The 12,822-nt window shown below is 45.6% G+C and carries 12 protein-coding genes; 8 read left to right on the top strand and 4 right to left on the bottom strand.

Going from position 1 to position 12,822, the window contains the following annotated elements:
- Positions 1 to 3 precede the first annotated feature (3 nt).
- On the bottom strand, positions 4 to 144 hold the full coding sequence (locus G7035_RS23670) for a hypothetical protein (protein ID WP_016818937.1): 141 nt from the start codon (positions 142 to 144) through the stop codon (positions 4 to 6).
- A 102-nt stretch (positions 145 to 246) separates the two neighbouring features.
- Between G7035_RS23670 and G7035_RS23665 the strand changes: the two genes are divergently transcribed.
- Together G7035_RS23665 and G7035_RS23660 are read left to right on the top strand one after the other, a co-directional pair.
- Positions 247 to 2,148, top strand: coding sequence for a serine hydrolase domain-containing protein (locus tag G7035_RS23665; RefSeq protein ID WP_019687142.1), 1,902 nt, complete (start codon positions 247 to 249; stop codon positions 2,146 to 2,148).
- A gap of 101 nt (positions 2,149 to 2,249) precedes the next feature.
- Positions 2,250 to 5,285 carry a chitinase N-terminal domain-containing protein gene (locus G7035_RS23660; RefSeq protein WP_019687143.1) on the top strand — a complete coding sequence of 1,012 codons (3,036 nt, stop codon included), beginning with the start codon at positions 2,250 to 2,252 and terminating at the stop codon, positions 5,283 to 5,285.
- Between the two features lie 231 nt (positions 5,286 to 5,516).
- On the opposite strand, the gene G7035_RS23655 is transcribed toward G7035_RS23660, so the two are convergent.
- Entirely contained in the window at positions 5,517 to 5,864 is a 348-nt protein-coding gene (locus G7035_RS23655) for a hypothetical protein (RefSeq protein WP_016818941.1), read from the bottom strand.
- Between the two features lie 370 nt (positions 5,865 to 6,234).
- On the opposite strand from G7035_RS23655, the gene greA reads away from it, so the two are divergent.
- Positions 6,235 to 6,714 (top strand): transcription elongation factor GreA, encoded by a 480-nt coding sequence (gene greA, locus G7035_RS23650; protein WP_013371005.1) that lies wholly within the window; start codon positions 6,235 to 6,237, stop codon positions 6,712 to 6,714.
- 129 nt (positions 6,715 to 6,843) lie between these two features.
- On the opposite strand, the gene G7035_RS23645 is transcribed toward greA, so the two are convergent.
- Complete coding sequence (locus G7035_RS23645; RefSeq protein WP_016818943.1) at positions 6,844 to 7,383, bottom strand: transcription repressor NadR; 540 nt, start codon at positions 7,381 to 7,383, stop codon at positions 6,844 to 6,846.
- Positions 7,380 to 8,534 (bottom strand): IscS subfamily cysteine desulfurase, encoded by a 1,155-nt coding sequence (locus G7035_RS23640; RefSeq protein ID WP_019687145.1) that lies wholly within the window; start codon positions 8,532 to 8,534, stop codon positions 7,380 to 7,382. Before G7035_RS23640 ends, G7035_RS23645 begins: the two co-directional genes overlap by 4 nt.
- Positions 8,535 to 8,701: 167 nt before the next feature.
- On the opposite strand from G7035_RS23640, the gene nadA reads away from it, so the two are divergent.
- From nadA to G7035_RS23615, 5 genes are all read left to right on the top strand, one after another.
- Positions 8,702 to 9,808 carry a quinolinate synthase NadA gene (gene nadA, locus G7035_RS23635; RefSeq protein WP_017428492.1) on the top strand — a complete coding sequence of 369 codons (1,107 nt, stop codon included), beginning with the start codon at positions 8,702 to 8,704 and terminating at the stop codon, positions 9,806 to 9,808.
- Positions 9,809 to 9,929: 121 nt separating this feature from the next.
- The gene (locus G7035_RS23630; RefSeq protein WP_017428493.1) at positions 9,930 to 10,250 is read left to right on the top strand and encodes a hypothetical protein; all 321 of its coding nucleotides are present in this window, start codon (positions 9,930 to 9,932) and stop codon (positions 10,248 to 10,250) included.
- Positions 10,216 to 11,049, top strand: a complete 834-nt coding sequence (gene yidC / locus G7035_RS23625) for a membrane protein insertase YidC (protein ID WP_016818947.1) — start codon at positions 10,216 to 10,218, stop codon at positions 11,047 to 11,049. Before G7035_RS23630 ends, yidC begins: the two co-directional genes overlap by 35 nt.
- Positions 11,050 to 11,239: 190 nt before the next feature.
- Positions 11,240 to 12,013 (top strand): GNAT family N-acetyltransferase, encoded by a 774-nt coding sequence (locus G7035_RS23620; RefSeq protein WP_017428494.1) that lies wholly within the window; start codon positions 11,240 to 11,242, stop codon positions 12,011 to 12,013.
- Between the two features lie 108 nt (positions 12,014 to 12,121).
- Positions 12,122 to 12,793, top strand: coding sequence for a phosphatase PAP2 family protein (locus G7035_RS23615; protein WP_019687146.1), 672 nt, complete (start codon positions 12,122 to 12,124; stop codon positions 12,791 to 12,793).
- Positions 12,794 to 12,822 lie beyond the last annotated feature (29 nt).

The following is a 12,822-nucleotide window of genomic DNA, read 5'->3' as shown; positions in this document are numbered from 1 at the left end:
TAACTAACTGGAATTACTAATTTTATCTGTAATGTATGAATCCTGATCGAACAGGTAAGAAGCCTTCTGCTTACGCGATTCGATCAGGATTCGCTTTATCATGCGCACTCCCGCGAGGGAAGTGCGATGATTCCATAGCGCCATGCTGATGGCTCCCATACGGAGTGTAAATATCTGCTCCGCTATGCAATCACCGCACGGTTTAAATCATGAAATCAACTTCATAGGTAAGGAGGGTACTTCAATATGAAGAATAGAGGTATTGGCTACCTATCCGCATTCTTAACAACGTTGTTTCTTTGGAATCTGCTCATTAATTCAGCATGGGCAGCAGATAGTATAACACCTAATTCAGTGGAAAAAGCAGTGGACGATATCATGAGTACAGAATTGGAAAAATTGCATATTCCGGGCGCTGCCGTCGTTGTGACCCAGGAAGACCAAATTCTTTTTAGTAAAGGGTATGGATATGCAGACCTAGAGCGGAAAATGGTATTCGACCCGGCAAAGACCATTGTTCGTGTTGGCTCGCTAACCAAATCATTTAGTGCAAGTGCCACAATGCAACTGGTCGAGCAAAACAAGCTTGATTTGAATGAAGACGTGAACAGCTATCTCCACAGCTATAAAGCTTCGCAATACCAAAATATCCCTTTAAATCTGCATCAGCTTATGACACATACTGCGGGATTAGATGAAGCGATATACGACATTAACAGCTCAACTCGCGCAGGCGTTTTACCTACAGAACAGTATCTCAGCACGTATTTTCAAAAGCAGCCACCTATCCGCAAACCTGGAATTCAGTATGAATACAGTAATGTCGCCTTCGGTCTGATCGGTAATATCGTGGAGCAAGTAACCGGTCAGGGACTGAATGATTACTTTCGTACACATCTATTCCAGCCGATGAATATGCCCAGCGCGACACTGGAGTTGCCATTAAATCATCCAGAACTGGCGCAATCGTATCAGTGGAAGCATGGAGCTTATGTGAAACAACCCTTATCGTATATCAATCTGCCGGGAGCAGGAGCGTTGAACGTCACACCCAACGAATTTTCCCACTATCTGATCACTCATTTAAACCAAGGAGAGTATGAGGGCAAAGCGGTACTCCAGCCACAAACGGTAAAAGTGATGCATGCACAGCAATTTGCAGCGGATGCCCGTCTGGATGGCTTGGGCTACGGATTTTTCCGTGGTCAACTGAAGACGGGAGTACCCATGTTGTGGGCTACTGGAGAAATTGATGATTTTATTTCCGAAATGGTACTGATTCCATCCCAAAAGATCGGTATTTTTGTGACCATCAATTCAGCTGACACAGACACCCTGCTTCATGGAAAAGTCATCAATACGATAGCTCAAATGCTGCCCGCAAAGCCGCAGGCCGCTTCTCAGTCACTGGCTCGTTCTGTCACGCAAGTGAAGCTTTCGCCAGAGATCGAGGGCGTATATCAGGTGGATACTACTCCTGTTCATGGGTGGGGAAAATGGATTCGGATACTGGGAAGCATTAAATACACCGTTCATATTCAAGATGATCATACGCTAATTGTTAAAGGAAAATACCCGGATCAGAATGAAGCAACAGACAAAGTTTTTCAAGCAGCAGGTGATGGGCTGTTTGTGGAAAAGGGGGGCCAGCTTAAAATTTTGCTGTATCAGGAAAAGGGTACGTGGATGATGATTGCCCCGGATAGTAAGACCATGAAGCAGACGACACTTTGGCACCGTACCTGGACGCTACTCGTCAGCTATGCAGCCGCATCCTTATTTTTCGTCACAACCCTACTGATATGGATCATAAGATATGTGATCAGAGCTATTCGCAAAACGAATAATCACATTTCGTCCAACCTGGCATACATCGCGTTACTAAATACGATTTTTCTCGGGGTACAGGTCGTCTATGGTAACAATCAGATGGTGTATGGCTATTCCGCCTGGTATATCTGGGGAATTTGTACGCTGCCGCTCATTTCAGCACTCATTGCCGTGTGGGTATTGATCGTGAATGGCACCAAGCTGATTACAGGGAAAAAAAGAACCCGGGCTGCCGGGAAAATTGTATTTGCGATACTCACTTTGCTGCATACAGCCTACCTTTTTTATTGGAATTTCCTCCCTTTTCATTATTCCTAAAGATTTACAAAACAACGCATGTCCGCACATAAATGAATGCTAACATTTATATTTAGTGCCCCTCTGAGAGGGGCCTTAAACCAATTAACAGGAGGAATAGAATGGGAATCTTTCGTCGTTTTACATCCCGCAGCTTCAAATACGCAACAGCTATGGTTTTCACTTTATCGTTGTACGCCGGTGTTGTGGGCGGCATGCAACCGGCACGCGCAGAAGGTCCCGCAGACCCGGCCCCTTTCATTGCAGCCAAAGTGGTCAACGAAAACGCTGGTAAAAAAGTGTTGTTCGATAATACACATGGACAGACAGCCGGCGCAGCAGATTGGGTGATTGATGGTGGATTTTCAGATTTTGGCCAAGCCCTTGCAAACAATGGCTACGATGTTCATGAACTTCGCCAATCTACACCCATTACTTATAATGATTTAAAGAATTATGATGTATTTGTGACAGCGGAGCCGAATATTCCTTTTAAACAAAGCGAACAGGCCGCAATGGAACAGTATGTTAAAGCAGGCAATAGCATTTTTTTCATTGGTGATCATTATAACGCCGACCGCAACAAGAATCGCTGGGACGGATCGGAAAGTATCAATGGGTACCGTCGTGGTGCATGGGAAGACCCTGCAAAGGGAATGAGTGAGGAAGAAAAAAGCTCGGCAGCGATGCAGGGCGTGGTTAGCTCAGATTGGCTGGGTAACCAGTTTGGTATACGCTTTCGCTACAATGCATTAGGCGATATCACGGCTAATCAGATTGTTGAACCTGTCCAGGCGTTCGGCATTACAGCAGGAGTGAGTAATGTGGCAATGCACGCAGGATCAACATTGGCGATTATTGACCCGACCAAAGCCAAGGGGATCGTATATCTGCCTAAAACCAATCAGGCTTGGGGGAATGCAGTAGATCAGGGCGTTTATAACGGAGGTGGTATAGCGGAAGGACCTTATGCAGCTGTAGCAAAAGTAGGTCTAGGCAAAGCTGCTTTCATTGGGGATTCATCTCCTGTTGAAGATGCAACGCCGAAATATCTGCGTGAAGAGACAGGAACCAAGAAGACAACGTATGACGGCTTTAAGGAGCAGGATGACGCTGTGTTACTGGTCAATATCGTCGATTGGTTGTCCAAGAAGGAGGAGTATACCAGCCTGTCGGATGTAAAAAACTTACAGCTAGATCAGCCGACGGCATTGCTGTCTTTTGAAGCTCCTCAGGCTTCCACGGAACCGCAAGCCGAGCCTTGGTCCGCTCCTGCAGCCGGCTACAAATGGTGGGATCAGCGAACGTTCAAGGCCGGCTCCTATGGCGGACCTACAGCCAGTGCGCAGCCTGTGTACAGCATCGTTCGGCAGGAGCAACTACCGAATGCACAGCCTTTTCAAATTCGCATAGTTGCCGACCAACTGGCTCCCAATAGTACGATTAGCGGATTCAGTGCAGGTATTTATGTAGCGGGCGGCAATCAAGTAGCCCAGATTCAAAATCCGGATGGAAGCTGGCCGACTTCTTACGGTTATAGCGGAACATTTAGTCTGGAATCCGACAGCAAGGGGCATGCCTATAGGGACCTGACGGTGCGGATCAAGCCGGGTACCAGTGGTGCAGCTAATCTTAGGCTGAGACAAAACGGCAGCAACCTGCTGACCCAATCCGTCGTGCTGGCAGATGTCCCAGCCCAGCCGTTGCCTGAGGATGGCAATACAATTCCAGCTCGAATCAGTGTCGCAGAAGCGCGGAATCTTTCGGCTGGCAAAGTTGTGACCTTGGAGGGTGTTGTGACGATAGAACCAGGGGCTTTTGGCGGTCAAGCCTTCTATATGCAGGATGAAAGTGGCGGCATTTATGTTTATCAAAACCAGAGCGGCTTTCACCAAGGTGATCGAGTAAAGATTACAGCAAGTTTGGCACTGTACAACAGTGAAGTGGAGTTGACCGATCCAGTGGCTATTGAAAAAACGGGAGAAGGACAACTTCCGCAAGCTGTGCAAGTCACCGAGCTCAGCGATGCGAATCAAGGACAGCTGGTTGAGCTTCCTACTGCCATTATTCGTAATATAATAGATGCAACTCCTGTAGGTTCGTTTGAATTTGATGCAGTAGCGGGTGAGGTTAGCCATCATGTGCGAGTTGATGCACGTACAGGCTTAACACGGACATCTTTTCCGTATCAAGAAGGACAGCAAGTGAAGCTGAAGGGAATTTCGGCAGTTTTCAAAGGAAATTATCAGTTAAAGCCGCGCGGACTAGATGATTTTTCAGCTCAGACAGGCGCAGCTTTACAGGAAGTAGAGCTTTCCTTGGATCAAACAACATTTAACGTTGGGGATACAGCAGTCACACATCTCAAGGGTACGCTCACAGATGGCAGCCAAGCTGATTTAAGTAATGCCTCTGTTCAGTATATCAGCAGCCATGAATCCGTTGCACTGGATACGTATGGAGAGCTTCGGGCCCTAAAAGAGGGGAGCGCCGAGATTACAGCGAGCGTCACCTTGGACGGTAAAACGGTCGTATCCAATCCAGTAACCGTTAGAGTCGAGAAAAACACTGTAGGTGAAGTGCCGGGTAAACCGGTGCTGTCTCATGATAACGGTCAGGACACCGGACTGAAGGATGGAGACTACAACATCACCATGAATCTGTGGTGGGGCACGAATGGTGATGAACTCAAGTTGTATGAAAATGACAAGCTGATCGCGACCCAATCGTTGCAAGCGGCTTCCCCTGAAGCACAGCATGCAGTCATTTCTGTTACAGGCAAGAGCAATGGAACCTACACGTATACTGCTGAGCTGATCAACGCTTCCGGTAAAACGGTCAGCGACCCGTTAACTGTCGAAGTGATCGATGCTACTCCTGGCATACCGGTGTTGTCTCATAACAATTGGGATGGTGACGGCAACTATACCCTGACAATGAACATGTGGTGGGGTACGAATGCAACCCAATACAACCTGTATGAAAATGGAGAGCTGATCGACACGCAGGATCTGTCGAGCCAAAGTCCGCAGGCCCAAAGTGCTGTGACCAACATCCAAAATCAAAAGCCGGGTACATATGAGTATCGGGCCGAGTTAGTCAATGCTGCAGGAGAGGTTTCCAGTCAAACCATAAGTGTAGAAGTGAAGGAACGTTAATTCGAAATAATGAGCCGTTAAAAAGGAAGAGCATCTATTGACCTCGCGAGAGTCTATAGATGCTCTTTTTTGCGGGAATTAGCATTTTAGGATTGGGTTGGCGAAGCGGAAAGTCCCTCTATATCTGAGGAGCCATAGAAGATCATGGCAACTAGAATCACAATAATGATAACCTCTGCAAAAGATTCTCCATCAAACTCACTCACCACAACTATCTCCTTTCGCCACCTGTTAATTATTTATTTTCTGCGAAAAGGCTTGTATCACCTGATCCAACGTCATATTGCCGTTATCATTTAAAAATTTCACCATATTATCGACATTAGTAGGGGCAGATGCTAATGTTTTGTATTTTCCTGTGAGACCTAAAAATAATGTTGCTTGTCTGTATAAAGTCACGGAATCGACGTTTAGTTTTCCTGTTAGTAGGAGGGCTGCGACTAGGACCTCTACATTTTTTCCTTGAAGTGCTGAAAAGATAGCCGAATTACTGTTTAATCCATTTTTCTTTTGACCGTTAGGGGGGGATTTGGATTTGCGATTCCCGTTCCCATTGCCATTCTTTCCTAAGGAAGCCATTGAATCCTTCCTCCCGCCATACACTGCTCCTGCCTGATTTGCATGAAATTTGGGACAAGGGCAGTGGCACTGCACGTGCTCATTAAAATACGTTATGATCATACGATATGCGAACAAGAAAGCTTTGGTTACCATATGGATCACAGTGGTCGAAGGTAGCTGATTGCTATTTCCTGAATTTCTTTTCGCATGTTGGTCCAATTTAGAGTAAACTACAATAAAGCAAGCTAAATGAGCATTTTGCATCAATTCCAGGAGCTTTATCCAATTAGCAATAGATGGACCCTAACGGTTTAGCTCGTATATATTGTACCTTCGAGTATTGAACTTGAATTATGCAAAGTGCTGAAATAGGAGTTGAAATAAGACCATGTCGAATGAAGAAGTATTGTTAACTAAAGAGGGATTAGCCAAGCTGGAGGAAGAGCTCAAGGAACTGAAGACAGTAAAACGCAAGGAGCTAGCCGAACGCCTCAAGTTGGCCATCAGCTATGGAGATCTGAAGGAAAATAGTGAATATCACTCAGCCAAGGACGATCAGGCGTTTATGGAAACACGAATCATGGTCTTGGAAAAAATGTTGACCAAAGCTCGGATAGTGGATGAAAGTAATCTGGATCTTAAAACGGTCAGTATCGGTTCTACTGTTATTCTGAATGACATCGAATTTTCGGAGAAGGTGGAATACAAAGTTGTAAGTCCTGCGGAGGCAGATGTTCTGGACAACAAAATTTCCTATGAGAGTCCTTTAGGTAAGGCACTTTTGGGGAAAGAAGTGGGCAGTATCATTCATGTCGATGCACCTATGGCTGTAATCAAATATGAGTTGCTAGAAATTAAGCTCACTTAGTCCATTCCCGATTCCCTTTATAGGGGGCCGGGATTTTTCATTTCAAGCTATTTACATACCATCCCTGCGGAGTGCATTTGCACTCCACAAACTGGAAAGGATTTTTATTGCTTTGCTATCGTATTAAGATCAATCTGTCATTAGGAAGCCGGCTTGCTCCAATGCAGCACAGGCATCATTAATTTTATCTTCATCCGACGCATGCAAGGTATGCAGGTGGATGCCTCCGGTCAGCTGGGACAAATACGTGGCTTGGGTGGAGCTGATCTTACGTATAAAATCGTCCACTTCTTTGCGAGTTCCGACCCGTATTGGAGCAGTCAGATCTCCATATACTGGATGTTCAACTATAACATCCTGCACACTGACACCGTAGTCTACAATTAGCTTTAATTCTTCTTCTGTTTGTTCAGGTCGGTGATTACACACAATAATACGAGAGGCTAAGGGAGCGGCTTGAGCCGCAGGTTCCATATAAATGTATCCTTGACTCGTTGCAAGTATAGGCTCTTGGCTTGCTTTTAACAGGGAAATATCTTGTACAATTACTTGTCTGGAAACGGAGGACCTGCGTGCCAGCTCGCTCCCGGTCAGCGGTGACTCGCTTTTGAGCCACAATAGCAGCTGTTCGCGGCGATCCGTACCTGACCGTTTTAAAGATTCAGTCAACGGGATAAGCTCCTTTCTTGTCGATGCGTCAGGTCTGTCAAAATATCTACCAGTACATTCAATTCCTCGATGGTGGTTGTCCTGCCGAAAGAAATACGGATAAATTGTAAGGCTTCACGTTCAGATGCTCCAAGTGCCTGTAAGGCAGGTGAAGGATCGTGATGTCCGGCGGCACATGCGCTTCCGGTAGATATACAGACACCGCTACGATTACATTCCAGCATAACATATTGTCCCTCGTAACCGTGAAAAAAACATCCTACAATATGATGAAGCACTGCTTTTTTTTCGCTTTCCTCTACGACCCAACGTAATGGAATGGATCTTTCCTGAATTTTCGTAATAAAGTATCTTCGCAGGGTAGCATATCGCTCCTGATGCATCTCCATCTGTTCCGTCATCATTTCTGCCGCTGCGACAAAGGCTGCAATCCCAGGAACATTAACTGTACCAGGACGAAATCCGTTTTCATGCAGTGTATCAGGATACAACGGACGCCATGGGGTTCCGGGTTTGAGATATGCAGCACCGACACCTTTGGGGCCATATACTTTATGGCTTGATATAGAGAGTGCATCCACTCCCATGGCTTCTACATCTATGTGAACATTCCCAAATGTTTGTACCGCATCACTGTGCAACATAATACCACGTTCGTGAAGCAGGGGAGACAAGGCAGCAAGATCCTGAATCAGCCCTGTCTCCGAATTGGCGTGTTGTATCGATACGAGCCCGGTGTTGTCTCTAAGATGGGGTACAAGAACTTCACGGGTTATTCGTCCTTCCCGATCCGGTTGTATAATAGTTAGCTCATAGCCCTGATGTTCTAGCAAAGTAGCAAGATTATACATCGAGTGATGTTCCAAAGCGCTCATAATCCAATGCTTTTTGTCTGGCGGCAGCCCGTTCAGGATTGATTGCACGACCACCATATTGGATTCTGTGCCCCCTGATGTAAAATAGATGCCTTCCTTTTGCCCGCCAATCATTTTTGCCATTCGTTGCCTGCTGTAATCTAGTGTGTAGGCTGCTTGACCGCCCGCATCATGGAGGCTGCTGGCATTTCCGAACATTTCCTTATTCATTACGCTATATATATGCAAAGCTTCGTCACACATGGGTGTGGAAGCGGCGTAGTCCAGGTAAATCACAGCAAATCCTCCCCGCTTAAAAATAATTCCATTCCAAAAACTCTTGAGATTATTGTAGGCATGTGTAAATATAGGTGTCAAGACACATGTAAATATGTTTTGTACACATAGCGGTTATCTATTCGTGAGCGAGGGACAGTCAGCCGCAACGATATGGAGGGAATCTAATGTCTATGCTAGACGTTTTACAAGGAAATCGTGGACTTATGCCAGAGCATTATAAAACACTGACGGTTGCTGACATGGAGCAACGCGTAGCCGAGCTGAAACAAAAATGGGGCTCAAAGCTGCTCATTCCGGGCCATCACTATCAGAAAGACGAAGTTATCCAATTTGCTGATATAACAGGAGATTCTCTACAGCTCGCTCAAATGGCGGCACAAAATCAGGAAGCGGAGTTTATTGTGTTTTGCGGGGTTCATTTTATGGCGGAGACAGCGGATATGCTGACTACCGACCGGCAAACCGTTGTTCTGCCGGATATGCGCGCAGGCTGCTCAATGGCAGATATGGCGAATATGGAGCAGACGGAACGAGCGTGGAGGCATTTGCAGGAGTTGGTTGGTGATACGATCATTCCGTTAACATATGTAAATTCCACAGCAGAGATTAAAGCCTTTGTAGGACGGCATGGCGGGGCTACCGTGACTTCTTCGAATGCAAAGCAGGTGCTAGACTGGGCACTGAAACAAAAGGAACGTATTTTATTTTTGCCGGATCAACATTTGGGACGCAATACAGCCCATGATCTTGGAATTCCGCTAGATGAAATGGCTGTATGGAATCCTATGACCGATCAGTTGGAGACTGAACGAAACCCGGCAACCGTAAAAATCATTTTATGGAAAGGGCATTGTTCAGTTCATGAAAAATTTACGGTAGATCATATTCGCAACGTCCGTGAACGCGATAAAAATATCCGAGTCATCGTTCATCCCGAATGCTCTTATGAGGTTGTACAACTCGCAGATTGTGCTGGCTCCACCAAATTCATCATCGATACGATCTGTGCGGCAGAGCCGGGAACCCGTTGGGCCGTTGGCACAGAGATGAATCTCGTGCAACGAATTAGACAGCAGTACCCTGAACAGCAGATTGAATCGCTCAATCCCGATATGTGTCCTTGTCTGACCATGAACCGGATCGATCTTCCGCATTTGCTGTGGGCAATGGAACAGATTGATCGGGGAGAGCCTGTAGGCGTAATTCGTGTGGATGCTCAGATCAGACAGGACGCTGTACAGGCACTGAATCGTATGCTTGCTATACGTTAAGTTTTACCGTTACGTAGAGCGTACTTTCTTGTGTAATCCGACCTCTATCTCTATTTAAAGATTAGTCGATTGTCCGGTTTCGTGCTATAATTGTAGCAACATACCGAAGGAGGTGAATCCCTTGTTTGAGCTTCAGGACCTACTCCCCTATTTGCTTACGATCGGCTTGCTGTGCACTGTGACTTATACGTATCTTGCTCATTTGCATGGCAGCGTAGCTGAATGCTGGGTCGAAGGCGGCCCCGTTCGCTCGCATGCTTCTCCACTGATGCCGATGTCTGCCCGCGGACAGGACATGCCTGTCCGGCTAGCACGTCACATTCGGCGGAAGGAAGCGCCAGATGAAGATGCTTCCGATTGTTCCCCCTTGTTGAAAAATGGCACAGCCAATCAACGAGGAGGAACATATGAAACGATTCAAGGGATTCACTTTTTGGGGTAAACAAGAACGGATATTGGGTTTAATCGTAGCGTTGGCGGTGGTCATGCTGCTGTCTGGTTGTGGTGCGAATGCTGCGGAGATTAATGCACAGACACCTGGTTTTTTTAATCATTACGTGGTATTCCCACTTTCTTGGCTCATTCAGCATTTGGCGGAATGGTTCGGTGGAAGTTTTGGGCTGGCGATCATGACTTTGACATTCATTGTCCGTCTGGCCTTATTGCCGCTAATGATGCGTCAAACGCGTGCCCAGCAGGGTATGAAGCGCAAGATGAGCGCTATGCAGCCCGACTTGGACCGAATTAAAAAGAAGTATGAGAATAAAAAAGATACCACCAGCCAGCAGAGTATGCAGCAGGAAATGATGGCGCTGTACAAAGAGCATCAATTCAATCCGCTCAATATCGGTTGTCTGCCTATTCTCATTCAGCTCCCGATTTTAAGCGGTATGTATACTGCCATCCGACTCACGCCGGAGTTGGCGTCTCATTCCTTCTTATGGTTCCGGCTCGGACAGCCGGACTGGATTCTGGCAATTGTCGTCGCAGTTGTATACTTGGCACAGGCTAAGCTTTCTCAGCAACAGATGACGGCTGACCAGCGCAAGCAATTTGCTATTATGGGTTATCTTTCACCGATTATGATGGCGGTCTTTTCCTTCAACGCTCCTGCGGCCATGCCTTTATATTGGACCGTAAGCGGCACCTTTTTGCTGCTTCAATCGCTGTGGTTCCGCAAACGCTATCCAATTGAAGAAGCAGAGAATAAGATTAAACTTGGTGAAGTCACGCCAACCTAATAAGAAGATGCTATTTGTTTGACATAGAATTGTGTTAGCAGTGTCTCACATGCAATGACAGATGCCATTCGAGCCAATAAGGCTTGAGTGGTGTCTTTTTTTGTGCTGTTTTTTTCACTATATTTTGCTTGCGGTTTTGTAATCATTATGAAATCCTTATATCAATATTCATAAAGTTAGGAGAGACTAAATGGAAAATTCAACAACCATTGAATGGTATGAAAATCAAATAAGGGAAGACGGCTGTTTTTGCATGAGAAGCATGCAAAAAGCACCGGGATATGTACAAAAACTAAATTGGACAGAAAAAGAATTCACTCAAAGTTTGACTTACATACAATTGAGAAAAGACAATAAACCAGCAGGATTTATAGAGTATGCATCGGGTGAACAAGCATGGAGAGCTGTTCATGCGGATGGATATCTAGTAATTCATTGTATCTGGATTGCTGTAACCGGCTTGGGATTAGGCTCACAGCTTATTCAACGCTGCATTCAAGATGCTATTACGTTGGGGAAGAAGGGAGTGGCAGTCGTTACAAATATAGATACCTCCTGGGCGCCAGGTCCCGAAATTTTTCTGAAAAACGGATTTCGGCATGTGGAGGATGCTCCATATTCTTTTCAGTTGTATGTTTATAAGTTTAATCAAGAGCATTCAGATCCTTATTTCCCTAATAATTGGGTTCAACGTCTGGATCATTTTAGTGAAGGCTTAACCATTTTACGAACTCATCAATGCCCTTATCTGGAAATAGCCACGCACAATGTGATTGAAGCAGCTGAGACTGTGGGGATACAACCCGAGATTATTGATATACGAGATCGTTCACAACTCATGGAACTGTCTCCGACACCGTATGGCGTATTTCATGTGATCTGTAATGGGGAATTGATTTCATATCACAGGATGACTCCTCGTTCTTTTGCCAAAAAGCTAACCATGCTTTATTCTAAAAGCTAATTTTTTTATGAAATGATACAAGAAAAGTGGGTAAAGTAAATACATGGACGATGTGAATGCTGCATTTTGTTTGATCACGGGATGAATTTCATGGAGGACCTCTAAAAAATGAAGCAAATATATACAAAGCTACCGATTTCCGTGGCTCTACTTACATGTATAGTATGTGCCCTTGGTTTTGGCTTAATCGCATTATGGGTTAGCGACCAGCAAGTACGGCATTTTGACCACAAGATCATTACGGCTATTGGACAACTGGAATCGCCTTTCATGACACGTCTTATGAAATGTTTCACTATTATCGGCAGCGGGCTTCCAGTGGTAATCATCATTTTAATTGCCATGTTCGTGCTCTATAGTGTATTGGGACACCGACGAGAATTGCTTTTTTTAGCGGTTGCTGTGCTGGGATCAGTGCTGTTGAATACGGTACTAAAAATGCTATTTCGGCGTGCGAGGCCTGAAATCAACCGTATTATCGAAGCGAATGGATATAGCTTTCCAAGCGGACATTCCATGACCGCTTTCAGTATGTATGCGGCGCTGACGTTTTTATTGTGGAAGCACGTTCCTTCCAGGATAGGTCGTATCCTTCTTGTTCTGCTCAGTAGCCTACTAATTGTAACGATCGGGACAAGCCGCATTTATTTGGGTGTTCATTATCCGAGTGACGTTGTGGGTGGCTATTTCATGAGTGGTTGCTGGATGGCGGCTTGCATTTGGTTCTACCAGCGGTATGAAGAACGAATGCTACCACTTCGTACCAAATCGACTGCATAATGAGTGCATAAATCATCAGGCTAAAAAAA

It is taken from the genome of Paenibacillus polymyxa (assembly GCF_015710975.1).
Classification (GTDB): Bacteria; Bacillota; Bacilli; order Paenibacillales; family Paenibacillaceae; genus Paenibacillus; species Paenibacillus polymyxa.
This window is presented reverse-complemented; position numbering and strand designations above follow the sequence as displayed.